General features: G+C 68.8%; 26 protein-coding genes and 1 tRNA gene. 11 read left to right on the forward strand and 16 right to left on the reverse strand.

The features are described 5' to 3' along the window. Window positions 1–44 precede the first annotated feature (44 nt). From HUN07_RS02950 to HUN07_RS02970, 5 genes are all read right to left on the reverse strand, one after another. Window positions 45–608 carry an LppA family lipoprotein gene (locus HUN07_RS02950; RefSeq protein WP_254622771.1) on the reverse strand — a complete coding sequence of 188 codons (564 nt, stop codon included), beginning with the start codon at window positions 606–608 and terminating at the stop codon, window positions 45–47. After that, window positions 605–2,299: an alpha/beta hydrolase gene (locus HUN07_RS02955; protein ID WP_254622772.1), complete on the reverse strand. Its 1,695-nt coding sequence runs from the start codon at window positions 2,297–2,299 to the stop codon at window positions 605–607. The genes HUN07_RS02950 and HUN07_RS02955 overlap by 4 nt, the downstream gene beginning before the upstream one ends. After that, window positions 2,300–2,605, reverse strand: a complete 306-nt coding sequence (locus HUN07_RS02960) for a type VII secretion target (RefSeq protein ID WP_174907834.1) — start codon at window positions 2,603–2,605, stop codon at window positions 2,300–2,302. A gap of 196 nt (window positions 2,606–2,801) precedes the next feature. Then, window positions 2,802–2,945, reverse strand: a complete 144-nt coding sequence (locus HUN07_RS02965; protein WP_174907836.1) for a hypothetical protein — start codon at window positions 2,943–2,945, stop codon at window positions 2,802–2,804. A gap of 217 nt (window positions 2,946–3,162) precedes the next feature. Next, window positions 3,163–3,324, reverse strand: coding sequence for a hypothetical protein (locus HUN07_RS02970; RefSeq protein WP_174907838.1), 162 nt, complete (start codon window positions 3,322–3,324; stop codon window positions 3,163–3,165). A gap of 230 nt (window positions 3,325–3,554) precedes the next feature. Between HUN07_RS02970 and HUN07_RS02975 the strand changes: the two genes are divergently transcribed. Then, on the forward strand, window positions 3,555–3,764 hold the full coding sequence (locus tag HUN07_RS02975; protein ID WP_254622773.1) for a tyrosine-type recombinase/integrase: 210 nt from the start codon (window positions 3,555–3,557) through the stop codon (window positions 3,762–3,764). 85 nt (window positions 3,765–3,849) lie between these two features. Here the strand turns inward: HUN07_RS02975 and HUN07_RS02980 are convergent. Both HUN07_RS02980 and HUN07_RS02985 read right to left on the reverse strand, forming a co-directional pair. Then, a tRNA-Pro gene (locus tag HUN07_RS02980) sits at window positions 3,850–3,923 on the reverse strand. Between the two features lie 54 nt (window positions 3,924–3,977). Further along, window positions 3,978–4,958: a metallophosphoesterase gene (locus HUN07_RS02985; RefSeq protein ID WP_114721131.1), complete on the reverse strand. Its 981-nt coding sequence runs from the start codon at window positions 4,956–4,958 to the stop codon at window positions 3,978–3,980. A gap of 64 nt (window positions 4,959–5,022) precedes the next feature. Between HUN07_RS02985 and HUN07_RS02990 the strand changes: the two genes are divergently transcribed. Both HUN07_RS02990 and HUN07_RS02995 read left to right on the forward strand, forming a co-directional pair. Then, the gene (locus HUN07_RS02990; protein ID WP_114721129.1) at window positions 5,023–5,499 is read left to right on the forward strand and encodes a GatB/YqeY domain-containing protein; all 477 of its coding nucleotides are present in this window, start codon (window positions 5,023–5,025) and stop codon (window positions 5,497–5,499) included. A gap of 98 nt (window positions 5,500–5,597) precedes the next feature. Next, window positions 5,598–6,383 carry a hypothetical protein gene (locus HUN07_RS02995; RefSeq protein WP_174907840.1) on the forward strand — a complete coding sequence of 262 codons (786 nt, stop codon included), beginning with the start codon at window positions 5,598–5,600 and terminating at the stop codon, window positions 6,381–6,383. 3 nt (window positions 6,384–6,386) lie between these two features. Here the strand turns inward: HUN07_RS02995 and HUN07_RS03000 are convergent, their stop codons facing one another. The 4 genes from HUN07_RS03000 to HUN07_RS03015 form a co-directional block, all read right to left on the reverse strand. Next, window positions 6,387–6,950, reverse strand: coding sequence for a type 1 glutamine amidotransferase domain-containing protein (locus HUN07_RS03000; RefSeq protein WP_174907841.1), 564 nt, complete (start codon window positions 6,948–6,950; stop codon window positions 6,387–6,389). Continuing rightward, window positions 6,947–7,588 carry a DUF2231 domain-containing protein gene (locus HUN07_RS03005; RefSeq protein ID WP_174907843.1) on the reverse strand — a complete coding sequence of 214 codons (642 nt, stop codon included), beginning with the start codon at window positions 7,586–7,588 and terminating at the stop codon, window positions 6,947–6,949. Before HUN07_RS03005 ends, HUN07_RS03000 begins: the two co-directional genes overlap by 4 nt. Before the next feature lie 66 nt (window positions 7,589–7,654). Next, entirely contained in the window at window positions 7,655–7,810 is a 156-nt protein-coding gene (locus HUN07_RS03010) for a DUF6131 family protein (RefSeq protein ID WP_174907845.1), read from the reverse strand. 97 nt (window positions 7,811–7,907) lie between these two features. Continuing rightward, window positions 7,908–10,214 (reverse strand): penicillin-binding protein, encoded by a 2,307-nt coding sequence (locus tag HUN07_RS03015; RefSeq protein WP_174914388.1) that lies wholly within the window; start codon window positions 10,212–10,214, stop codon window positions 7,908–7,910. Between the two features lie 316 nt (window positions 10,215–10,530). Here HUN07_RS03015 and HUN07_RS03020 point away from each other — a divergent pair, with 316 nt between their 5' ends. Beyond that, on the forward strand, window positions 10,531–10,854 hold the full coding sequence (locus tag HUN07_RS03020; protein ID WP_114721123.1) for a WhiB family transcriptional regulator: 324 nt from the start codon (window positions 10,531–10,533) through the stop codon (window positions 10,852–10,854). A gap of 144 nt (window positions 10,855–10,998) precedes the next feature. Here HUN07_RS03020 and HUN07_RS03025 read toward each other — a convergent pair whose 3' ends face one another. Together HUN07_RS03025 and HUN07_RS03030 are read right to left on the reverse strand one after the other, a co-directional pair. After that, window positions 10,999–12,138, reverse strand: coding sequence for an ArsA family ATPase (locus HUN07_RS03025; protein ID WP_114721121.1), 1,140 nt, complete (start codon window positions 12,136–12,138; stop codon window positions 10,999–11,001). Further along, window positions 12,135–13,175, reverse strand: a complete 1,041-nt coding sequence (locus HUN07_RS03030; protein WP_114721119.1) for an ArsA-related P-loop ATPase — start codon at window positions 13,173–13,175, stop codon at window positions 12,135–12,137. The genes HUN07_RS03025 and HUN07_RS03030 overlap by 4 nt, the downstream gene beginning before the upstream one ends. A gap of 54 nt (window positions 13,176–13,229) precedes the next feature. On the opposite strand from HUN07_RS03030, the gene HUN07_RS03035 reads away from it, so the two are divergent. The 3 genes from HUN07_RS03035 to HUN07_RS03045 all read left to right on the forward strand — a co-directional run bounded on the left by HUN07_RS03035 (window position 13,230) and on the right by HUN07_RS03045 (window position 14,821). Further along, on the forward strand, window positions 13,230–13,394 hold the full coding sequence (locus tag HUN07_RS03035) for a DUF4177 domain-containing protein (RefSeq protein ID WP_005515911.1): 165 nt from the start codon (window positions 13,230–13,232) through the stop codon (window positions 13,392–13,394). 5 nt (window positions 13,395–13,399) lie between these two features. Further along, the gene (locus tag HUN07_RS03040) at window positions 13,400–13,870 is read left to right on the forward strand and encodes a RidA family protein (protein WP_174907847.1); all 471 of its coding nucleotides are present in this window, start codon (window positions 13,400–13,402) and stop codon (window positions 13,868–13,870) included. A 120-nt stretch (window positions 13,871–13,990) separates the two neighbouring features. Then, complete coding sequence (locus HUN07_RS03045; RefSeq protein WP_254622775.1) at window positions 13,991–14,821, forward strand: enoyl-CoA hydratase-related protein; 831 nt, start codon at window positions 13,991–13,993, stop codon at window positions 14,819–14,821. 54 nt (window positions 14,822–14,875) lie between these two features. Here HUN07_RS03045 and HUN07_RS03050 read toward each other — a convergent pair whose 3' ends face one another. Next, on the reverse strand, window positions 14,876–15,499 hold the full coding sequence (locus HUN07_RS03050) for a TetR family transcriptional regulator (RefSeq protein ID WP_174907850.1): 624 nt from the start codon (window positions 15,497–15,499) through the stop codon (window positions 14,876–14,878). Between the two features lie 133 nt (window positions 15,500–15,632). Between HUN07_RS03050 and HUN07_RS03055 the strand changes: the two genes are divergently transcribed. Together HUN07_RS03055 and HUN07_RS03060 are read left to right on the forward strand one after the other, a co-directional pair. Then, window positions 15,633–16,397 carry an SDR family NAD(P)-dependent oxidoreductase gene (locus tag HUN07_RS03055; RefSeq protein ID WP_114721111.1) on the forward strand — a complete coding sequence of 255 codons (765 nt, stop codon included), beginning with the start codon at window positions 15,633–15,635 and terminating at the stop codon, window positions 16,395–16,397. A gap of 113 nt (window positions 16,398–16,510) precedes the next feature. Continuing rightward, window positions 16,511–17,296, forward strand: a complete 786-nt coding sequence (locus tag HUN07_RS03060; RefSeq protein ID WP_174907852.1) for an MBL fold metallo-hydrolase — start codon at window positions 16,511–16,513, stop codon at window positions 17,294–17,296. A gap of 13 nt (window positions 17,297–17,309) precedes the next feature. Here HUN07_RS03060 and HUN07_RS03065 read toward each other — a convergent pair whose 3' ends face one another. Together HUN07_RS03065 and HUN07_RS03070 are read right to left on the reverse strand one after the other, a co-directional pair. After that, window positions 17,310–17,867 carry an SWIM zinc finger family protein gene (locus HUN07_RS03065; RefSeq protein ID WP_174907854.1) on the reverse strand — a complete coding sequence of 186 codons (558 nt, stop codon included), beginning with the start codon at window positions 17,865–17,867 and terminating at the stop codon, window positions 17,310–17,312. Continuing rightward, window positions 17,867–19,630: a DEAD/DEAH box helicase gene (locus tag HUN07_RS03070; RefSeq protein WP_174907856.1), complete on the reverse strand. Its 1,764-nt coding sequence runs from the start codon at window positions 19,628–19,630 to the stop codon at window positions 17,867–17,869. The genes HUN07_RS03065 and HUN07_RS03070 overlap by 1 nt, the downstream gene beginning before the upstream one ends. Window positions 19,631–19,751: 121 nt before the next feature. Here HUN07_RS03070 and HUN07_RS03075 point away from each other — a divergent pair, with 121 nt between their 5' ends. Together HUN07_RS03075 and HUN07_RS03080 are read left to right on the forward strand one after the other, a co-directional pair. Continuing rightward, window positions 19,752–20,510, forward strand: coding sequence for a TetR/AcrR family transcriptional regulator C-terminal domain-containing protein (locus HUN07_RS03075; RefSeq protein WP_254622776.1), 759 nt, complete (start codon window positions 19,752–19,754; stop codon window positions 20,508–20,510). 122 nt (window positions 20,511–20,632) lie between these two features. Beyond that, window positions 20,633–22,108, forward strand: a complete 1,476-nt coding sequence (locus HUN07_RS03080; RefSeq protein WP_114721101.1) for a 2-hydroxymuconic semialdehyde dehydrogenase — start codon at window positions 20,633–20,635, stop codon at window positions 22,106–22,108. Window positions 22,109–22,137 lie beyond the last annotated feature (29 nt).

Consider the following 22,137-nt stretch of genomic DNA (forward strand, 5'->3'; position numbering starts at 1 on the left):
ATCGGTCGGGTGTGCTGGGTGGGTGGCAATCGGGGGGCGACGCGTTACGGCGTCTGTTCGGTCCGCTGGGCAGGGAGTCGGCACCCGGTTCGGGCGCTGACGAGTGCGGCGACCTGTGTGCCGAGGTGGATTTGGCTGCCGTCGTCGCTGGTGAGTACCACGTCGTGATCGCCCGGCTTGTCGACGCGGACGTTCAGCTGGGTGATCCCGAGGGACGCGGCGATGTCACGGGCCGCCTGGAGCACGCGGGGCCAGTCGGCGTCGGGAATCGGGGTGGCGGAGACGTAGTTCGGTAAGTCGATCTCGAGTCCGTCGGTTTTGCCGAAGGCGCCGCCGCAGCTGGACTGGGTCCGCTGGCGACGCCATTCCCACTGCAGTTCTGGTGCGATGGTTGTTGCGGCGTTGGCGATCTGCACCACCGCGTCGGTGATCTGCTTTTCGGTGTCCTCGAGTGAGGGTCGGGTGGGCAGGAGGGCTGCGGCGGCGGCGATTTCCTCGTCGGTGTGGTTGTAAGGGTTGCCCATGGTGTCGAGGTCTCCGCATCCGGTGGTCAGGATTGTCACGGTTGTTGCGATCGCCGCCAGCAGCGGCAGGGTGTGTCGGTTCACAAGCGCACCGCCTGTTCGGGTAGTCCGGCCACGATCACGGCCATGTTGTATCCCGACATTCGAAGCTCCCCGTTGTCGCCTTGCTGTGAGTATTGACTGTGCTTGTGGACGCCGTCTCGTGTGACGCCGTCGGGGCTGGTGCCTGCGTTGGTGGAGAGCTGTTCGAAGTCGGAGGTGCTGGGGTCGGGTCCGAACCGGTGCGTCTTGCCGATTTCGGTGACGACGCGGTCCTCGTCGGCCTCCATCACGTAGCCGTGTCCTTCGGCGAGGCCCAGGTCGGATTCGTCGTCGGCGTTGATGCCGGGCGATCCATAGAACACGGCGTCGTCGATGGGTTGGCCGGGACCGGGGTCCTGGAGTGCCAGACCGGTGGTCAGGGACCCGTAGGAGTGCCCGAGCGCGGTGATGTGCGGGTCCGGCTGCGTGGACGCGACGTCGAGGCCGTCGTAGAACCCGGCGAGCTTCGCGGCGCCCGCGTTCGCGCGGTCCGTCTGGGCGACGTCCAGTCCGCCGCGTGCGTGGTCCGCGACCACGTTCGACGACCCGTCGAGCTGCGGTGGTTCGTATCCCAACCAGGCGATGCTCGCCACTGTCTCGTCAGCACGGCCGGCGCGATCGAGCTGTTCCTCCGCCTCGGACTGCAGGTATGTCGCTTCATTGACCATGCCGTTGAAGGAGTCGTCGATGTTGGTGTTCAGCCCGGGGGTGGTGACGGAGATGTGGTCGGCGGTGTCGGGGTCGCCGACGGCGAAGGCGGCCATGCCGCGTTCGCCGGACTGCAGGTCGAGCAGCATCAGGCGGCCGTCTGGGTTGTCGGCCACGATGCCCTCGATCTCGTCGAGGTCACGTAGTTTCTGCTCGGTGTACCAGAGCGCGGCGTCGTCGTTGGTGAACGTGCCGCCGAAGAGGTTGTCGTCGAGGTTCGCCTGCAGGCGGTCGCGTTCGGCTTCGAGACGGTCGCGTTCGTCGTCGAACCGGTTGACGTTCGCCTCGTGTCGTACGGCGGAGGGGATGCCGTCGCGGTTGCCGACCCAGTCCGGGTGCTCGTCGATGATCTGACGTCGCTGTTCCTCGGTGAGCGAGTCCCAGTACTTCTTGTTGTCGGCGGCGGTGGCGCCGGGTGCCGGCTCGGGGAGCGCGCCGGCTCCGAGGTTGCCCGCTCGGGCCTCGCCGGCGTCGCCGAGCTGGGCGGTCGCGGCGTCCAGGGCGGCACCGGCGCGGGCGTCGAGTTCGCCGACTGTCGCGAGGGCGGGGATCAGCCGGGCCTCGAGCACGGTCGCTTGTTCGCCCAGTTGTGCCTGAATCAGCATGTCGGCGACCGGGTTGCCGCTGACGAACGGTGGGGCGCTGACCCGTCCGTCGTCGGCGACCGCGAATCCGGAGGCGATCGCCTCGTCGGCGATCGAGAGGGCGGTGAGTCGGGCGGGACCGATCGAGGCCGCGGCATTCGTCAATGCGTCGGCCTGGGCGGTGACCGCTGTCGCGATGCGGCGTCCGGCTTCCTGTTCCGAGGCGGACCGCGACGAGGCGGCCGCGGCGGCGGTGCCGTGCCAACTCGACATGGCGGTGTCGACATGTGATCCGGCCGCCTGCATCGCGTCGCCGAAGGTGCGGTTCGCTGCGGCGACGGCGGTGCCGGCGGCGGCGAGGAGGTCCGGTTGCCAGGTGCGGAGCTGAGACAGGGTGACCATCTAGATCTCCCCGGACTTGATATCGAGCTGCTGCCGGAAGGCGCGCTCGGCACCGTCGTAGACGTGGGCGTTCGCCTCCGCGTTCGCGGACATGTCGCGGAGCCGCTCGGCTGTGTCGCGGTGGGACCGGAGCAGCGGGGCCCCGGCGCGGGCCGCGGCCGCACCGACCGACGACCCTGGCATTGCGCCTGCTGCGGCGTCGATCGGACCGGACGGGTCGATACCCGAGATCCGATCGGCTTCGACCGTCAACGATGCAGCGAGCGAACGCAACGCCTCTGTATCGACACCCAGCTGATCTCCCAAAGCACCCCCAGTTCCTTCTGTGCCATGTGCGGTACCGCGCACCGCCGCTCATACGGCGCTCACAGCGGAGCCCTGTTTGGTTTGACGCAGCCCAGCGGTGAACGGTTCCATCACAATTACTGCAGGTTGCGATGCCTGTTCGGTCGTGGTCAGGTGAGTACGATCTGGCTCTGGGCGCCGTCTTGTTATTGCAGGATCACGGTCGCTCCGCGCTTGCGTGCTTCTCGACGAACGAGGTCATGCGGATGGAGCGGGCGAGGGCGGCAGTCATGGTCGACGCCTGGTGCTCGGCCATTTCGACGAGTAGTTCGACGTCGGTGTCGGGCAGCTCCACGGTCATCTTGGTGGTCCGGAGAGGCCCCCGGTGAGTTCTCCTGCGACTCCACCGCATTCGCAGGCCTCCTGACGTGGCTCGTCGATGATCGGCCCTGGCTGAACGCGACAAGGCCGCCCCGCCAGGCTATCTGGCGGGGCGGGGTTCTTTGGCTGGAACGGTCAGCGGCCTATCGTCCGGGTGTAGCCGCGGGCATGCATGTCGGCGAGGCGATGCAGCCGAGTCATGGCGCCGGCACGTCCTGGGTGATGATGGTGCCCACCTGGACACCCCCGGCGAACCCGAACGCCTCGGCGCCGAGCTCATCGAGGATCTCCGTCCTGGTTTCGCGGAGGTAGTCGTTCGCTTTGGTCGAGTAGGCCTGCGCCCAGTCCAGCGTCTGCATCTGCGGCGACGTGCTGGCGGGCCCGGTATGTCGATGACACTGGCCGTGAACACTCCAAGGCATTCGGCAAGAAGGTCGACGCGCAGTCGTGGCTCGATACGGCCACTGCGTCGTTGGTGCAGGGATCCCATGTCGCGCCCTCTGCTGGCAAGGGGACTGTCGGGGAGCTTGGCGCCCGGTGGCTTGCTGCGAACGGGCACGTCAAAGCGACGACCGATGCAACTCGTCGGGTGACGTCGTCGGCCCATGTGACCCCGCACGATCTGCGGCACATGGCCGCGTCGCCGGCGATCAGTGCCGGCGCCAACCCCAAGGCGGTCCAGAAGATGCTCGGACACGCGAAGGCGAGCATGACCCTCGACGTGTACGCGGACCTATTCGAGGATGACCTCGAGGCCGTGGCCGAGGCCCTCGATGTCGCGGTGCGTGCAGCCGAGTGAAACTACTGCGGACCCACTGCGGACCGGAAACGAGTAGAGGCCCTATCCGATCTCCCGGATAGGGCCTCTACCTGCTCTAACACTGTCGGGGTGGCGGGATTTGAACCCACGACCTCTTCGTCCCGAACGAAGCGCGCTACCAAGCTGCGCCACACCCCGTGTTGAACCTCGGTTAGCTTACATGACCGATTCCTCAGGGGTTAAATCGGCTGGTCAGCGCCCCAAAACGGCGCTTTCCACGGCGGCCGATCCGCGAGCTTCCGTCACGGTGTCACGCGGTGCGGGGACCAACGTGAGCAGCGTCGCCTCGGGGCGGCAGCAGAACCGGGCCGGCGCGTACGGCGACGTGCCGATGCCCGCCGACACGTGCAACCGGGTGTGCGCACCCCACCGCGATGGGCCCTTCACCCGGGACCGGTCCAGCTGGCAGTTGGTGACCAGCGCGCCGTAGAACGGCAGGCACAGCTGGCCGCCGTGGGTGTGCCCGGCGAGGACCAGGTCGTAGCCGTCGTCGGCGAAGCGGTCCAGCACGCGCGGCTCGGGGGAGTGGGTGATGCCCAGCTTCAGGTGGGCGAGCGGGTTCGGCAGGCCGGCGATGGTGTCGTACCGGTCGCGCTCGAGGTGCGGGTCGTCCACACCGGCCGCGGCGATGCGCACGCCCCCGACCTCGATCTCGCGATGCACGTGGGTGGCGTCGAGCCAGCCGCGCTCGGTGAACGCGGCCCGTAGATCGGCCCACGGCAGCGGATCGCCGAGCACCCGGCGGTGCTCCTTCTTGAAGTACTTGAGCGGGTTCTTCGGCTTGGGTGCGAAGTAGTCGTTGCTGCCGAACACGAACAGGCCCGGGCGGGCCAGCAGGCCGCCGAGGGACTGCACCACGGCCGGGACCGACTTCTGGTGCGACAGGTTGTCGCCGGTGTTGACCACCAGATCCGGTTCGAGTCGATCGAGCTCCCGCAGCCAGTTCTGCTTGAGCTTCTGGTTCGGCATCATGTGTAGATCGCTGATGTGCAGCACCCGCAGCGTCGCCGAGCCCGGTGCCAGTACCGGCATCGTCGCCTCCCGCAGGGCGAACGCGTTGCGCTCGATCAGCGAGGCGTAGCCGAGGCCCAGCGCGGCGGCGCCCGCAGTGGCCAGGGCAGCGCGGTTCAGGGTGCGGCGGGTCGGGGTATTGCGAGACAGATCAGACACCATTTCAGAATACGGGTGCACGCAATGAAGGTGCAGGACACCGCGCTGGGCGCGTACCGTTCGGCGCATGGCCGATACCACTCCCACGCTCAAGTCCACGCTCCGTGCCGACCTCACCGCCGCGATGAAGGCGAAGGATCCGCTGCGCCTGTCGACGCTGCGGATGATCCTGGCCGCGGTGCAGACGGAGGAGGTGTCCGGCAAGGAGGCCCGCGAGCTCACCGACGACGAGGTGCTCAAGGTTCTCGCCAAGGAGTCGAAGAAGCGTGGTGAGGCCGCCGAGGTCTACACCGAGGCCGGACGCGGCGAGTTGGCCGCCACCGAGCGCGCCGAGGCCCAGATCATCGACGGCTACCTGCCCACCCCGCTCACCGACGCCGAACTGGCCGATGTCGCCGACACCGCGATCGCACAGGTCGCGGAGGAGCTGGGCGAGCGCCCCGGCCCGCGACAGATGGGTCAGGTCATGAAGGCCGCCACCGCACTCGCCGGCGGCAAGGCCGACGGATCGCGCGTCTCCAAGGCGGTCAAGGACCGTCTGTAGTGCCGTGAGCCGATTTCGTCCGTAACGCCCGGACCTCCGCGCATGATGACCATGATGATCGGGGGCCGTGGGGGTCCTCCCACGGGGTGGAGGTCGAGATGGGTGGAATCGGTTCGAGGACAGTACGTTCCCTCGTCGCACTATTCGGTGTCGCGGCAGCGGTGGTGATGGCGTCGCCCGCCACCGCCACCGCTGCGGTGGTGCCCGGCGAACTCGTCCAGATCGACTGGCTTGCCGCCAACGGCGGCACGAAGGGCGTCTCCGAGTTCGCATTCCCGGTGACGATCGACGAGATCGGTGTGACCGGACCCGGGCAGACGCTGTCCGTCGGGCAGCATTTCGGATTCCAGAACTGGCAGGGCGGCTACATCGGGCTCGAGGTCCAGCGCCCCGCGATCGACGCGCCGCTCGTTGCCCGCACGGTCTTCAGCTACTTCGGCCCCGACGTCCAGCACGCCGGATGCGGACCCATCGTCCCCGGACCCGGTGGGATGACATGTCGCGGCGAATTCTTCGACCTCGCACTCGGCAGGACGTACACGCTGCGGGTCGAACAGATGGGATCCAACTACTGGCATGCCTATGTCGGAGACGGCACGATGCAGCGGTCGATCAGCGGGGTCCAGATCACCAACGAGCTGCGCCGCATGATGCCGTTCGGTCACCAGTCCGTCGGGTACTACGGTCCGTCGGGATCGTGCGGAGAAGTTCCACATGCCCGTGTGCGTCTCGGCACGCCCGTGTCGTTCTCGACGCCGATCGACTACACGGGTGAACCGGTCCTGGTCGCGCCGCGCAGGCCGAACCTCACGTGCCTCGGTGGCATCGTCAACGACGCCGTCGCCGTGCCGGGCGGGGTCTCGGTGACCGTTGGCCGCGGGTAGGACTCACACGCGCGTCGAGGTCGACGAGAAGACGTCGACGATCGCGTCGCAGAACGCCGGCAGATCGCGGGGATTGCGGCTGGACACCAGCGCGCCGTCGATCACCACCTCGCGGTCGACGACGTTGCCACCGGCGTTGCGGATGTCCGTCCGCATGCTCGGGTACGACGTGAGGGTGCGGCCGCGCACCACGTCCGCCTCCACGAGTGTCCACGGACCGTGGCAGATCGCGCCGACGGGTTTGCCGGCCTGAACGAAATCCCGAACAAAGGAAACGGCTTTCGGGTCCATCCGCAGGTGATCGGGATTGGTGGTCCCGCCGGGCAGGATCAGAGCGTCGTAGTCGGCCGCCGACGTGTCACCGACCGTGACGTCGACGTCGTACCGTCCGGCCTCGTGCACGTCGCTGCGCATGGCCTGGATCCGGCCGCCCGACAGTGAGACCAGTCGTGTGGTGGCCCCGGCCTCTTCGACGGCCCTGCGCGGTTCGACGAGTTCGACCTCCTCGACGCCGTTGGTCGCGAGGATCGCGACGGTGCGTCCGGTGAGTGTTCCCTTGCCGGTCACGGGTGCCCCCTCCGGTGCAGTCCGATGTGTGCCAGGTGGCCGTTCGAGTGTTCCGGCTCGGTCCGGGCATCGACCTCGGCGAGCACCGGGTCGAACGCCGGACCGTCGTTGGCGGGCGTCATCGCCAGGCCCGCACCCTGCCCGAAGACGAGGTGCCCGCCCAGCGCGCCGCCCGCCCCGACCGCACCGAGCGCGGCCACGGACAGCCCCACCGCCAGGGCGTCAGATGCGGCGGGATCTCGCCGACGGCGACGGAACGACGCCAGCATCAGCGTGATCCCCACCGCGTTGGCGCCGGCGTGCAGCAGGCCGACCCGACGCTGACGGACGTCGCGCTCGCTCCAGTCCGCCCAGCCGGTCGCGAGGGTCGGTGGCAGCGCGACCAGCCCGACGCCGATCAGACGGCGGGCGCTGCGGTGGTCACGCAGCACCGCGTCGAAGATCAGCGAACTGGTCCAGGCCCCGATCGGAATCGCGACCAGGACGGGATGCACCGGGTGTCCGAGCCAGTCGCCCCGCAGTCGGTCGCCGACCGGCGTGCGGCCCAGCCCGTTCTGCAGTCGGTGCTGCAGCCCGGCGCTCAGGCCGTCCAGGAACGACGCGGACTCGGCCCGGTTGTACAGATGACGAAGGTTCATCCCGTCCGGCTACCCGGGAATCGCGACCGGCAAACGCCGCGGGGGAGTGGCCGCTCAATATCACGCTCAGTACCAGTAGCGCCGACCGCCGACAGCGCGCCCCGTCGCACCGAGCAGTGCCAGGATCGCGCCGACCACGATCAACACGATCCCGATGGTCCACAGGATCGAGATGTTCGTCAGGAACCCGACCATCAGCAGAATCAAGCCGAGAACGATCATGACGGGACCTCGATCCGGTCGAGGGGGCCCGGACGGCTCCCCGCGCACCACGATTACCCCGGGCGCGGGGAGCGCAAACCGCCTCCGTGCGGGCTGATCAGCCGCCGGGCGTCGTGTTCGGCCGCGGTGCCGCGGAGCCGGGCGGTGCCGCCTTCACCGAGCCGTCGCTGACGTAGATCGTCACCGCGGAACCGGGAACCGCCAGCCCCGACGGCGCGCTGCCGGTGATGCTGCCCTGGGGCGCGTCCGACTTGGTGCCGACCGCGTTCACCGTGAAACCGGCCGCCTTCAGGGCCGCCGTCGCAGCGTCCTGGGTCATCCCGACGACGTCGGGCACCTGGGCGTTCTGGGATCCCCTGACGTACTTGTCGTCGACCGGAGGCAGCGCCGTGGGACCGAAGTTCCCGACGACGGGTGTCATCGCCTGGAACCACGTTCGGGCCGGTTCGGTGCCGCCGTACAGGTTGCCGTCACCACACGGGCGCAGCGGCGCGGAGCAGATCTCGCCCGGCGTCGTGGAGTCGCCGTAGACCAGCACGCTGCCCGCGAGGTTGTTGGTGAAGCCGAGGAAGCCCGACGACATGTGGGACTCGGTGGTGCCGGTCTTGCCCGACATCGGCAGCTTCCAGCCCGCCGAGTTCGCCGCCGCGAACGACGTGCCGCCCGGCTGGTCGTCCTTGCTCAGCGCGACCGACAGGGTGTCGGCCAGGCCCGGCGCGACCACCTGCTCGCACGCGTCCTGCGTGATGGAGACCGGCTTGCCCTCACGGTCGGTGATCGAGTCGATGGGCGTCGGCGGGCACCACTTGCCGTGCGAGGCGAGGGTCGCGGCAACGTTCGCGAGCTCGAGCGGGTTGACCCAGGTGGGGCCGAGGGTGAACGAGCCGAGGTTCTGCGACTTCTGCATCTCGGCCATGCTCTCGTCGCCGAAGCCGGACGAGCTCGTGGCGGTGTACGAGCGCAGACCCAGCCGGACGGCCATGTCCACGGTCGGCGTGACGCCGGTGGATTCGATCAGCTTGACGAACGCGGTGTTCGGCGACTGGGCGAGCGCGTCGGTGACCGACAGCTTCGCGGCGTAGTTGGGCGACGCGTTCTCGACACAGTAGGTGGCGGCCGGGCAGCCCTTCGCGCCGCCGTTGCCCATGCCGCGGGCCTCGAACCGTCGGGGGACGTCGAGCACCGCGTTGGTGCCCAGGCCCTGCTCCATCGCGGCGGCCGTCGTGAAGATCTTGAAGATCGAGCCCGCGCCGTGTCCGACGAGCGTGTAGGGCTGCGGCTGCACGGTCTGCTCCGCCGAGGTGTCGAGGCCGTAGTCGCGGCTCGAACCCATCGCCAGGACACGATGCTGGTCCTGCCCGGGCTGGACGACGTTCATGACGTTCGCGATGCCGTCGAGCTTGGGGTCGGCGTTCGCCGCCAGGGCGGACCTGACCGAGTTCTGGACGGCGGGGTCGAGCGTCGTCTTGATCGTGTAGCCGCCCTTGTTGATCTGTTCCCGGCTGATGCCGGAGGCGGCGAGGTACTGCAGCGCGTAGTCGCAGAAGAAGCCGCGGTCGCCGGCCGCGATGCAGCCGCGCGGCAGCGCCTTGGGCTCGGGCAGCACCCCGAGCGGTGCGTCCTTGGCCGCCCGGATCTCGGTGGCCCGGTCCGGAATGTTGGCGATCATCGTGTCGAGGACCGTGTTCCGGCGCTCGAGGACGCCCTCCTCGTTGGTGTACGGATTGAGGGCCGAACTGGACTGCACCATGCCCGCGAGCATCGCGGCCTGCGTCAGGTTCAGATCCTTGGCGTCGACGCCGAAGTAGGTCTGCGCGGCGTCCTGCACGCCGAACGAGCCGTTGCCGAACGGCACCAGGTTGAGGTACCGGGTGAGGATCTCGTCCTTCGTGAGCTTCTTGTCCAGCGTGAGCGCCATCCGGATCTCCCGGATCTTGCGGGCCGGCGTCGTCTCGATCGCGGCGCGGCGCTCGGCGTCGTTCCGGGCGACCACCAGAAGTTGGTAGTTCTTCACGTACTGCTGGTCGATCGTCGAGGCGCCCTGCTGGACCTCGCCGCTGGTGGTGTTCGTCATGAACGCGCGCAGCGTGCCCTGCCAGTCGACACCGTGGTGGTCGGCGAAGCGCTTGTCCTCGATCGAGACGAGCGCGAGTTTCATCTCGTTGGAGATCTGATCGCTGGGGACCTCGAATCGGCGTTGCTCGTACAACCACGCGATCGGGTTGCCGGCGACGTCGGTCATCGTCGAGACGGCGGGGACTGTGCCCTCCACCAATTCCGCCGAGACGTTGTTGACGGCGTCCGCGGCGCGGTTGGACGCGAATCCGAAGCCTCCTGCCAGCGGAAACATCAACCCGGCGAGCAGGACACCTGCGAGTGCGGAACACCCCGCGAGCTTGGCGATCGTTTTGGCTCTCGACACGCCCTACAGAGTACGTCGAACGAACCGATTGCCCCGGTGGACAGCCGCTCGGGCGTGAGAGATCGGGGGTGAAGGTGCGGATCGACTCGGGCAATTGCCGCGAAGCATGCACGGTCGTACCAGAATTTTGGTAGCTGATCTTGCGCACCGCGCGTTCTTTACCTAAATTGGCTGAAGTCAGTGTGATACAGCTAACACTGGATTAGGAATGTGGTGCAGTCCTCACGTGCTACCGAGAGCGATTGCGCGAACATCCTGAACGCCGTGGGGAACGGCGTTCGGACTGAAGGGGAACCGAATGCACATGACCACCACAGCCACACGGCTCGACTATGAGGAAGCGGAAGCCCGTATTCAGTGGGTCGCACAGGCCCGATGCCGTGAAGTAGATCCCGATCAGCTCTTCGTACGTGGCGCGGCTCAGCGGAAGGCGGCCACCATCTGCCGGCACTGCCCGGTTCTCATGCAGTGTGGTGCCGACGCCCTCGACAATCGCGTCGAGTTCGGTGTGTGGGGTGGCATGACCGAGCGTCAGCGGCGCGCGTTGCTCAAGCAGCATCCGGAGGTGGAGTCCTGGGCCGAGTTCTTCGAGGCGCAGCGCCAGCACCAGTCGGCGGTCTGAAGCTCAGACCACAGCAGTTCGGTCCTCGTCGGGGAGTAGGTCCGATCTGTAGCCCAACTTGTTCGCGAGCAGCGGTGTGCAGGCGCCGCTGCTCGCGGCCCTTCATGCCCGATCAGTGCCTGACCGGTGCCTACGCGGTGCCTCTCAGCCCTGTCGTGCGAGCTGGTCGCCGACGGCGCGCAATGCCTCGAGATCGGACACCTCGAACGGCAGGGACGGCACGCCGATGATCGGCACCCGTGGATGCGCTGCGGTGAATCGCCCGAGCAGCCGGATCTCCCGCTTCGCCGTGACCGCGCGATGCGCGTGGACCCGCAGGACAGCCGAGGTCAGCTCGTCCGCCGGCTCCACGGGTTCGCTCTCGTCCAGGAGATCGGCACCGGTGAGGGCGTGATCGGCGGGCAGCGAACACAACGTGGGATGCGTCCGGTTCAGCACCAGACCGGCCAGCGGCATGTCGTCGCCGGAGAGGCGGTCGACGAAGAAGGCGGCCTCGCGCAGCGCGTCGGGCTCCGCGGCCGCGATCACCACGAACTGTGTGCCCTCCTGCCGGAGCAACTGGTACGTGCGGCTCGCCCGCTCCCGGAACCCACCGAACATCGAATCGAGGGACTGCACGAACGCGGACGCGTCGGACAGCATCTGACTGCCCACGACGGTGGACACGCCCTTGAGTGCGAGGCCCATCGCGCCGGTGACGAGGCGACCGATGCCGCGGCCCGGCGCCGTGAGCAGCCGGATCATGCGGCCGTCGAGGAACGCGCCCAACCGCTGTGGTGCGTCCAGGAAGTCCAGCGCGTTGCGGGACGGCGGGGTGTCCACGATCACCAGATCCCACCGGTCGTCGGCCGCCAGCTGGCCGAGCTTCTCCATTGCCATGTACTCCTGCGTTCCCGAGAACGAGGTCGCGACGGTCTGATAGAAGGGGTTGGCCAGGATCTGCTGCGCCTTGTCCGGTGCGGAATGCTCGAGCACCATCTCGTCGAACGTGCGGCGCATGTTCAGCATCATCGCGTGCAACTCGCCCGTCGAGCCGGGCGCGAGCTCCACCAGCTGAGGCTCGTTGTCGAGGTCCTGCACGCCGAGGGCCTGGGCGAGGCGTCGCGCAGGGTCGATCGTCAGGACGGCCACGCGCCGGCCCTGCTCGGCGGCGCGCAGCGCCATCGACGCGGCGGTAGTGGTCTTGCCGACGCCGCCGGCGCCGCAACACACCACGATCCGGGTCTTCGGGTCGGTCAGGACGCCGGCCAGGTCGAGGGCCGGGGCGGTCCGCGGCGGGTTCATCGCACACCCTGCTCGGTGAGGCTCTCGGAGAGCTCGTACAGCCCGCCGAGGTCGACGCCGTCCACCAGCGCGGGCAGATACATCCGGGTCACCTTCACCTCGTCGAGTTGGGCCGCGCTCTCGTCCTGCGCGGCCAGGGTGGCCGCGTGCTCGATGGTCTCGGTCAGCAGACCGGCGAAGTCGTCGTCGGACAGCGTGATGCCCGCCTTCGCCAAGCCGGTGTGGATCGCGTCCGCGTCGATCCGGCCCTTCGCGGCGTCGGCGAGAGCGTCCTCCGGAAGGAACGGGGTGTTTGTGCGATTGACGATCACGGTCCCCAGATGCAGGTCCGCGGCCTCGAGTTCGGCCACGGCGTCGGCCGTCTCCTGCACCGGCAGCGCCTCGAGCAGGGTCACCAGGTGCACGACGGTCTCCTCCGAGTGCAGCAGTCGCACCACACCCTGGCTCTGCGAGTGGATAGGACCACCCTTCGCCAGGTCCGACATCGCGCGCGTGACGTCGAGGAACTTCCCGATCCGTCCGGTGGGTGGGGCGTCGACCACGACCGCGTCGTACATGCGCCGGCCGGCCTTGTCGGTGCGGACCACGCACTCCTTGATCTTGCCGGTGAGCAGGACGTCGCGCAGGCCCGGAGCCAGGGTGGTCGCGAACTCGACCGCCCCGATCTTCTTCATCGCGCGCCCCGCGAACCCGAGGTTGTAGAACATGTCGAGGTACTCGAGGAACGCCGTCTCCAGGTCGATCGCGAGCGCCACCACCTCGCCGCCGCCGTCCGCGGTCGCGATCTTGGTCTCCTGCGGCGGCAGCGGCGGCACGTCGAACAGCTGCGCGATGCCCTGCCGGCCCTCGACCTCGATCAGCAGCACGCGCCGTCCGCCGGCCGCGAGCGATAGCGCCAACGCGGCCGCCACGGTGGACTTGCCGGTGCCGCCCTTGCCGGAGACGAAGTGCAGTCGCGCCGTCTCGGCGTTGGGAGGCCATCCCGGCTCGGCGGGGTGCGACCGCTCCTGCGCGGCTGTGTCTGTCGGTGCTGCCACGGCACGAGCCTATATATCGAGGAGCCCACACGTGCGGGGGATAGGCTCACCGGCATGAGTGAATTGACTACCTGGGAGTACGCGACCGTGCCGCTGCTCACGCACGCGACCAAGGCGATCCTCGACCAGTGGGGTGGGGACGGCTGGGAGCTGGTGACGGTTCTCCCCGGTCCGACGGGCGAACAGCACGTCGCGTACCTCAAGCGTCCGAAGGGCTGAGGCTCGTGGCAGACACCGCACAGTCCTGGACCGCGCGCCTGGCCGAGCTGGGCATCGAGCTGCCGCCGGTCGCCGCCCCCGTCGCGGCGTACGTGCCGGCCGTGCGCACCGGTGACCACGTCTACACCTCGGGGCAGTTGCCGTTCGTGGACGGCAAGCTGCCGCTCACCGGCAAGCTCGGCGCGGACGTGTCCGATGCGGACGCGAAGGCCGCCGCCCGCACGTGCGCCCTCAACGCGCTCGCCGCGATCGACGCACTGGTCGGTCTCGACTCGATCGTGCGGATCGTCAAGGTCGTCGGCTTCGTGGCCTCGGCCGAGGGATTCACCGGTCAGCCGGGCGTGATCAACGGAGCGTCGGAGTTCCTCGGTGAGGTCTTCGGCGACGCCGGCATCCATGCCCGCTCCGCGGTCGGCGTGGCCGAACTGCCGCTGGGTGCGCCCGTCGAGGTCGAGCTCATCGCCGAGGTGCGCTGAGCAGTCCGCGAATTTGTCCGACCTGAGCCGCATTCCCGAACGGGGATGCGGCTCAGGCCGTTTCGGGCTTATCGTGGCTCGGGCGACGCTGATCCGACATCGTCGCGGGAAAGAGGATTCGTGAACGACGACGTCGTGCTGTTGGAGCGGTCCGGTGAGATCGCGATCGTGCGGCTCAACCGTCCGGATCGGTTGAACGCCTTCACCTACGACATGTGCGAGCGCATCGTCGCGGCGCTGGACGAGTGCGACGCGGACGACGACATTCGTGCGGTGGTGCTGACCGGGTCCGGCCGGGCTTTCTGCGCCGGAGCCGACCTCGCTGCCGGCGGGGAGGCCTTCGTGCTCGGTACCGATCCGCAGACCGGCGGTGCACCCGCCGACCAGGGCGGCCTGGTGGCGTTGCGCCTCTATGCCTCGACGAAACCGATCATTGCGGCCGTCAACGGCCCCGCGGCCGGCGTCGGTGTCACGATGATGCTGCCCGCGGACATCAGGATCGCCTCCGACACAGCTCGATTCGGGTTCGTCTTCACCAGGCGGGGTCTCGTCCCCGAGGCTTGCTCCAGTTGGTTCCTGCCCCGGGTCGTCGGCGTCTCCACCGCTCTGGAGTGGACCCTCGGCGGAAAGATGGTGCCCGCGACGGAAGCTCTCGAACGCGGCCTCGTGCGCGAGGTCGTCCCCGCCGACCGGGTACTCGCTCGCGCGGTCGAGGTCGCGCGGGAACTGGTTGCCGGGACCGCGCCGGTGTCCGTCGCCCTCACCCGGCAGTTGATGTGGCGAATGCTGGGAGCCGAGAGTCCCGAGGTGGCCCACCGTGCCGACTCGCAGGCGATCTACGTGCGTGGTGCGTCGGGTGATGTGCGCGAGGGCGTGGGAGCCTTCCTGGCCAAACGCGAACCGGTGTTCCCGGATCGGATCTCGGAGGGCCTTCCCGACCTTTTCGGCTAGTCCGCCCGGGTGCTCACCGTGGGGAGGTGCGTGCGGCTCAGTTGTCTTCGGGGTTCAGCCGACGAGGGTGCGGATGCAGCGCGCCGCGAGATCCGCCGGTCCGCCGGGGCCGGTGCTCGGGGCGTCGGTCGCCGCCCACGTCTCGACCGCGATCCGCATCGCGGCGTTCGCGGAGGCCGCGGTGAGCCGGACGGTCAGCGGGTCGGCAGTCGGCCCCATCAGCGTCGTGAGCGCCGCGACCAGTCCGTCCTCCGAGTCGGCCTGTACGCGCAGCCACACGGCTCGTAGACCGGGTTCGGCGTGCACCGTCCGCAGCAGTCCGCGGGTCCACTGCAGCATCTCCTCGGCGATGTCGTCGGACGGCGTCAGTGCCTGGCGCGTCGCCCGCTCGAGGGCGGCCTGCACGGATTCGTCCGAGGGGGCGTCCCCGTCGCCGGTGAGGTGTGCGATCCAGCCCGTGACCCCGCCGGCGAGCAGGGGTGCGACTGCCTCCTCCTTGGTGCGGAAGTAGCGGTAGAACGTGCGCAGGCCGATGCCGGCCGCCGCGGCGATCTCCTCGGCTGTCACCGCGGACGCGCCGCGTGCGGAGAACAGTTCTGCGGCGCGTCGGGAGATCTCGAGTTGTGTCTCCGCTTTCCGTCGCTCGGTCAGCGAGGTGGCGGGCTGTGCGCCGGGCATGTTCTGGGCTCCTCGGGTGGTGTCGGATCGCAGACTACCGGTCTTGTTTCCGGAAAATGCGTGACACAACGTGCCATCTCGGCCTACCGTGCCAGTAGAGCTGTGAATCAACTCTATGCGAACAGGAGAAATCATGAAGCGATTCGAAGGACGCCGAGTACTCGTCACCGGAGCCGGATCCGGCATCGGTCAGGCCGTGGTGGCCCGCATCCTCGACGAGGGTGGCATCGTCACCGGCGTCGACGTGGTCGAGAACGGCCTGGCAGTGACGCGTGAGCGCGCCGAGCAGGCCGGAGTCGCCGACCGGTTGCGCACCGTCACCGCCGACATCTCCGATGAGAACTCGGTCCGCGAGAACATCGGCGGCGCGATCGAACAGCTCGGCGGCCTGGACGTCCTGGTCAACGCGGCCGGCATCCTGCGCTCGTCGCACACCCACGAGACCGAACTCGACTTCTGGAACAAGGTGATCGGCACCAACCTCACCGGGACGTTCCTGGTGACCCGCCAGTCGCTGCCCGCGCTGCTCGAGACCGGCAAGGGCGTCGTGGTGAACTTCAGTTCGACGTCGGCACAGTTCGCGCACCCCTACATGGCGGCGTACGCGGCGTCGAAGGGTGGCATCCAGTCGTTCACGCATGCGATCGCGCTCGAGTACGCCAGGCAGGGCCTGCGCGCGGTCGCGGTCGCACCGGGCAGCATCGCGTCGGGCATGACCAGCAACCCGGGCTTCCCGGAGGACGTCGACGCGAGCCTGATCGGCAAGCTGTACCCGTGGATCGGCGAGGGCTTCGCGGGCCCCGAGACCGTCGCCGGCGTCGTCGCGATGCTCGCGTCCGACGACGGCGCGTTCGTCACCGGCACCGAGATCCGGATCGACGGCGGCACCCACATGTGAGTGCGCTTGCCGCGCAGTAGGTGTCGTCCGGGGCGGCCGCGGCGTGGCAGGAGTCGTACAGTGATGCTCGGTTTCGCCGAAGACGCTGTCGGCCCGTCACGAAAGGGGCGTCCATGACGCTTCAGCACCCCGCGTACGCCCAGCTGCGCCAGGTCACGCCGATCGCGGCGGTGATGCTCGAGAACAACCCGAGCATGTACTCGCTCGACGGCACCAACACCTGGATCCTGCGGAGCCCGGGTCGCGACGAGTGCATCGTGGTCGACCCGGGCGACGACGACCCCGAGCACCTCGCACGGGTCGCGCGCGTCGGCACGGTGGTGCTGACGCTGGTCTCGCACCGACACCACGACCACACCGGCGGCCTCGATCGGTTCCACGAACTGACCGGGGCGCCGGTGCGTGCGGTCCGCGAGGAGTTCCGTCGCGGCGTTGGCGGCGGACTCGGGCACGGCGAGTCGATCGAGGCGGCTGGACTCACCCTGCGCGTGCTGCGCACCCCCGGCCACACCGCCGACTCGGTGTCGTTCGTGATCGAGGACGACGGGTCGGTGCTCACCGCCGACACCATCCTCGGCCGCGGCACCACGGTCCTCGACGCCTCCGACGGAAATCTGCGCGACTACCTGGCGTCGATGCGGCTCCTCATCGACCTTGGCCCCGGCCGGACGGTCCTGCCCGGGCACGGACCCGAACTGCCCGACCTCGAGACCGTGGCCCGCTACTACCTCGCGCACCGCGAGGAGCGACTCGCGCAGGTGCGCGGCGCACTCGACGTCCTGGGCGCCGACGCCGACGTCCGCGCGGTGGTCGAGCACGTCTACACCGACGTCGACGAGACGCTGTGGCCGGCTGCCGAGCAGTCGGTGCGGGTGCAGTTGGAGTACCTGCGGAGCTGAGCCCCGGCAGGGCTCAGCCCGACGCCCTCTCGAAGAATGCCGCGGGATCGAGCGCGCTGACGGGTGTCCAGCGCGCGGTCGACGCCGGTACCGCCGAATCATGCAGCATCGCAGTGGTATAGCCCTGGATGTCCAGCGCGAGCTGTGGGTTCTCGTCGACTCGGTGCGCGATTTCGTAGAGGACGGCGAGCAGGTGCAGACAGGGAGCGGAGCGCGCCGAACACGAACAGTCGGTGTCCGCGAGAACGGGTGCGAGCGCGATCCCGGCGGTGACGATGTCCTGGTGGATGTCGTCGGTCAGCACGGCGGTGTCCGGAACTATCGCCGCGATGCCGGTGATCGACGCTCTGGTCAGCGGCGCCACCTCCAGTTGGGTCACCGATGCCTGACCCCCGCGGTGGATCGAGGCGCGCACGATCCGTCCCTCGACCGTCGCCTTCACGAGGTTGTTGCGTGCGAGGCTGCGAGCACGAGGCAGGAGTAGGCGCGCCGGTCCGCTCTGGCGCAGCGGCTGGGCCAGCCGCACCCAGTCCATGCCCCATGCGGTGTATCCGAATTCGTTGTCCACCATCAGTTCTCCCTCTTGCGGCGAAGGATCTCGATCAGCTGGTCGTCGTCAAGTCCCGCGAGCGCGGCGATGCCCGCCGTGTCACTCAGATCGGTGAGTGCAGCCTTTCGGTCGTGCATGCCCGCGATGTGCTCCTCGACGGTGGTGGTCGAGGTGAGTGTGGTGACGGTGACCGTGCGCGTCTGACCGATCCGGTGTGCCCGGTCGGAGGCCTGCGCCTCGACCGCGGGATTCCACCAGCGGTCGAAGTGGATGACGTCGGCGGCGCGGGTGAGTGTCAGACCGGTGCCGGCGGCGCGCAGGCTCAGGACCAGTACCGGCGGTCCGTCCTCGGTCTGGAACCGGGACACGATCTCGGCGCGTTCGGCCGGGGCCAGCCCGCCGTGCAGGAACGGCGCCGTGACGGCGAACTGATCGGCGAGATGGCGCACGAGTAGTTCACCGGTCCGGCGATACTGGGTGAAGACCAGTGTCGGGCTGGCGGTTTCCAGATTGGTGGCCAGGATGTCGGTGCACAGGTCGAGCTTCCCGGACCGGCCGGCGAGTGACTCCAGTTCACCGGTGACCAGCCCGGGATGGTTGCAGACCTGCTTCAGTGAGGTCAGTACCGCGAGGACACGGCCGTGGCGTTCGATACCGGAACCGAACCCGTCATCGATGGCTTCCGCGAGGAGGAGGTCGTAGATCTCCTCCTGCTCGGCGGTGAGATCGCACAGCATGTCGTTGTGGATCTTCGGCGGTAGCGTCGCGGCCACCTGGACCTTCTTGCGCGCCAGCACGATCGGCTCGATGGTGTCGCGCAACCGGGTCGCGGCGGCGACCGAGCCCTCCTGGATCGGTTGGACGAACCGCCGCCGGAACTGCGCCCGGTGCCCGAGCATCCGGGGCGCGACCAGGTTAACCAGCGCCCACAGCTCGTCGAGGTGGTTCTCCACCGGTGTGCCGGTCAGCGCGATCTTCGCCGCACTGTCCAACGCCCGCGCAGCCTTCGAGATCTGGGTGCGCGGGTTCTTCAGCGCCTGCGCCTCGTCGAAGACCACCGTGCTCCAGTGCTGTCCGGCCAGCAGTTCGCCGTGTATGCGCAAGGTCGGGTATCCCACGATGACGACGGTTCCCGGTTCGGCGGGGATCTGCCCGCCGCGCCACGCCGTCGCATGTAGTCCCGGCGCGAATCGCCCGATCTCGTGTGCCCAGTTGCCGACCAGCGAGGTCGGGCAGACCACGAGCTGCGGCTCCGCCTCCGCGCGACCGAGGAGGAAGCCGATGGTCTGGACGGTCTTGCCGAGGCCCATCTCGTCGGCGAGCACCGCGCCGCCGTGAGCGTCGACGGTCTCCCGCAGCCAGCCGACGCCACGTGCCTGGTAGGGCCGGAGTTGCGCCTCCAGCGTCGAACGTAGTTCGGCCGCCACGGCCTCGGATTCGCGCAGGACGCGAACGGCGTGTTCCGCCGACACGATCGCGGTGCCGGAGGCGTTCGGCACCGCGTGCGCCGCGACGGGCAGGGACGGCCTGTCGGTGGCCGGCGGGGTGAGCGGGCCGCCGTCGGTGGCGTGCACTGCGTCCTGCCACAGCGTCACCGACTCGCCCGCCGGTTCGAGCGTCAGTCCGGCGAGGGTCGTGGTGTCCACGAGCGTGGTGTCCACGTCGGCAACCTCGATCGCGCCGTCCGCGCCGACCGGGAGCGCGAGCGCCAGGGTCTCGCGGTCGCCGTGGACGCTCGGGGCGGGGCCGGTGCCGCGGCCCGTCCACGTCCAGAGCGCGAACATGTGCCGATCCGGCAGGTAGGTGGCGTTTGTGCTGGGCAGAGTAGACCCCCGAAAGTAGCGTATGGTGTACGGAGTATCCCTGACAACGTACACCGTACTGGATTTGTTCCGAAGGGGCTCCGTGAGCGAGGAGATCAGCGCCGAGCAGGCGAAACAGGTGGTGAACCTGCTGTGGCGGCACGAGCTTCCGCCGCAGCCTGCCAGGCGCGGCCCGAAGCAGACGGTCAGTGTCGACGCGGTGGTCGCCGCGGCGATCGCGCTCGCCGACCGGGAGGGCTACGCCAGCGTCTCCATCCGCTCGGTCGCCACCGAGCTGGGCCTGCGGCCGATGAGCCTGTACACCTACGTCCCCAGCAAGGACGCACTCACGATCCTCATGGTCGACGCGGTCGCCGACGAGGACACCACCTCGATTTCGGGGGACCTCGCACCGCGCGAACGGATGGCCTCCATTGCCCGTCAGGTCCGCGCCGAACTGATCGCGCATCCCTGGCTCCTGGAAGTGCCGCCCTGGCGGCTCGTGCTCGGGCCGGGGCGCATGCGGCGTTACGAACAGCAGCTGGCCGCGATCGAGGGCATCGGCCTGTCGGATGTTGCCATGGACCGGGTGATCGCGGTGCTGTCGGAGTTCGCCACGGGCAACGCCCGAGTGGCGGTCGCGGCGATCGATGCGACGCGGCAACTGAGTGACGCCCAGTGGTGGGAGGTGCACGGCCCGTTGTTCGCTGCGGCCATGCCGCCGAGTCTGTTCCCGCTGTCGTCGCGGGTGGGTTCGACGGTCGGGGAGCTGTACCAGGCGCCCGCAGACCCGGACGGCGCGTTCGAGTACGGGCTCGCCAAGCTGCTGGACGGGATCGAGTGTGAGGTTTCGGCAGACTGACACATCTCCGCAACCCTGCGCCGGTTCTCCGTGGGCTCTGCGCGGGACGTATGCCTACAAGGGCATGGGTAGAACCCGATTTGGCATTTGTTCGGCATGGATCGGGGCTCGACCATTGATCCATGACTTCAACCCTCGACGGCTGGATCCGTAACTTCGTCGACGGCGCATTCGTCGATCCCGACCCGCAGCGCGGCTTCGACCAGATCGACCCGGCGACCGGGCGGGTCCTCGCCCAGGTGCACGAGGCCGACCAGGTGCTGGTCGACCGTGCCGTGACCGGCGCGCGCCGCGCGCTGGACAACGGCTGGGCCGACACCCCGGTCCGCGAGCGCACGGCGCTGCTGCGTCGGGCGGCGGACCGCATCGAGGAGCGGTTCGAGGAGTTCGTGGCCGCCGAGATGGCGGACACCGGCAAGCCGATCACGCAGGCCCGCGAACTGGATGTCGCCCGCGCGCTCACCAACTTCCGGACCTTCGCCGACGTCGCGGCGGCCGCCGGTCAGGAATCGTTCATGACCGACCTCGCCGGGGGTCGTCAGGCGCTCAACTACGCCGTGCGCAAGCCGCTCGGCGTGGTGGCGGTGATCGTGCCGTGGAACCTGCCGCTGCTGCTGCTCACCTGGAAGGTGGCGCCCGCGCTGGCGTGCGGCAACGCGGTGGTCGTCAAGCCTAGCGAGGAGACGCCCGCGACGGCGACGCTGCTCGCCGAGGTGCTCGCCGAGGTCGGTCTGCCCGCCGGCGTGTACAACGTGGTGCACGGCTTCGGCGGCAACTCCGCCGGCGAGTACCTCACGACGCACCCCGGCATCGACGGCGTCACGTTCACCGGCTCGTCCGCGACCGGCTCGCACGTGATGAAGACCGTTGCCCCGCGGGTGCGCCCGGTGTCGTTCGAGCTCGGTGGCAAGAACGCGGCCGTCGTGTTCGACGACGTCGACCTCGACGAGGCGCTGACCGGGCTGACCAAGTCGGTGTTCACCAACACCGGCCAGGTGTGTCTGTGCACCGAACGGGTGTACGTGCACCGGGCGATCTTCGACGACATCGCGACGGGCCTCGTCGAGCGGGCGCAGCAGCTGCGGCTCGGCGATCCCACCGACGAGAACACCACCACCGGCCCGCTGATCTCGCAGGCACACCGCGACAAGGTCATGAGCTTCTTCAAGATGGCCGAGCAGTCCGGAGCGAAGGTGCTCACCGGTGGCGGAATCCCCGACCTGGGCTCGAAGTTCGCGTTCGGATCGTGGGTGGAGCCCACCCTGTGGACCGGGCTGACCAACGAGGATCCTGTGCTCCGTGAGGAGATCTTCGGGCCGGTCGCCGCGCTGGTGCCCTTCGACACCGAGGAGGAGGCGATCGCGCTGGCCAACGACACCAAGTACGGTCTGGCCGCCTCGGTGTGGACGAACGACCTGCGTCGCGGACACCGTGTCGCGCAGAAGATGAACGTCGGAATCTCCTGGGTCAACACGTGGTTCACCCGTGAGCTGCGGTCACCGTTCGGTGGCGTCGGGCTGTCCGGCATCGGGCGGGAGGGCGGCGAGTCCTCGCTGCACTTCTACACCGAGCCGACGAACGTGTGCGTGGCGCTGTGACTTCGAGGACTTCTGGGACTTCTGGGAAA

It is taken from the genome of Rhodococcus sp. W8901, from assembly GCF_013348805.1.
GTDB lineage: Bacteria > Actinomycetota > Actinomycetes > Mycobacteriales > Mycobacteriaceae > Prescottella.

Excerpts from the sequence above, each read along its gene's own strand:
- HUN07_RS03050 (WP_174907850.1), bottom strand. The coding sequence starts at position 15,499 with ATGCCCGGCGCACAGCCCGCCACCTCGCTGACCGAGCGACGGAAAGCG.
- HUN07_RS03065 (WP_174907854.1), bottom strand. The coding sequence starts at position 17,867 with ATGGTGGACAACGAATTCGGATACACCGCATGGGGCATGGACTGGGTG.
- HUN07_RS03005 (WP_174907843.1), bottom strand. The coding sequence starts at position 7,588 with ATGAACCTTCGTCATCTGTACAACCGGGCCGAGTCCGCGTCGTTCCTG.
- HUN07_RS03080 (WP_114721101.1), top strand. The coding sequence starts at position 20,633 with ATGACTTCAACCCTCGACGGCTGGATCCGTAACTTCGTCGACGGCGCA.
- HUN07_RS03025 (WP_114721121.1), bottom strand. The coding sequence starts at position 12,138 with ATGAACCCGCCGCGGACCGCCCCGGCCCTCGACCTGGCCGGCGTCCTG.
- HUN07_RS02955 (WP_254622772.1), bottom strand. The coding sequence starts at position 2,299 with ATGGTCACCCTGTCTCAGCTCCGCACCTGGCAACCGGACCTCCTCGCC.
- HUN07_RS02970 (WP_174907838.1), bottom strand. The coding sequence starts at position 3,324 with ATGCAGACGCTGGACTGGGCGCAGGCCTACTCGACCAAAGCGAACGAC.
- HUN07_RS02990 (WP_114721129.1), top strand. The coding sequence starts at position 5,023 with ATGGCCGATACCACTCCCACGCTCAAGTCCACGCTCCGTGCCGACCTC.
- HUN07_RS02965 (WP_174907836.1), bottom strand. The coding sequence starts at position 2,945 with ATGACCGTGGAGCTGCCCGACACCGACGTCGAACTACTCGTCGAAATG.
- HUN07_RS03060 (WP_174907852.1), top strand. The coding sequence starts at position 16,511 with ATGACGCTTCAGCACCCCGCGTACGCCCAGCTGCGCCAGGTCACGCCG.
- HUN07_RS03010 (WP_174907845.1), bottom strand. The coding sequence starts at position 7,810 with ATGATCGTTCTCGGCTTGATTCTGCTGATGGTCGGGTTCCTGACGAAC.
- HUN07_RS03035 (WP_005515911.1), top strand. The coding sequence starts at position 13,230 with ATGAGTGAATTGACTACCTGGGAGTACGCGACCGTGCCGCTGCTCACG.
- HUN07_RS03070 (WP_174907856.1), bottom strand. The coding sequence starts at position 19,630 with ATGTTCGCGCTCTGGACGTGGACGGGCCGCGGCACCGGCCCCGCCCCG.
- HUN07_RS02985 (WP_114721131.1), bottom strand. The coding sequence starts at position 4,958 with ATGGTGTCTGATCTGTCTCGCAATACCCCGACCCGCCGCACCCTGAAC.
- HUN07_RS03055 (WP_114721111.1), top strand. The coding sequence starts at position 15,633 with ATGAAGCGATTCGAAGGACGCCGAGTACTCGTCACCGGAGCCGGATCC.
- HUN07_RS03020 (WP_114721123.1), top strand. The coding sequence starts at position 10,531 with ATGCACATGACCACCACAGCCACACGGCTCGACTATGAGGAAGCGGAA.
- HUN07_RS02995 (WP_174907840.1), top strand. The coding sequence starts at position 5,598 with ATGGGTGGAATCGGTTCGAGGACAGTACGTTCCCTCGTCGCACTATTC.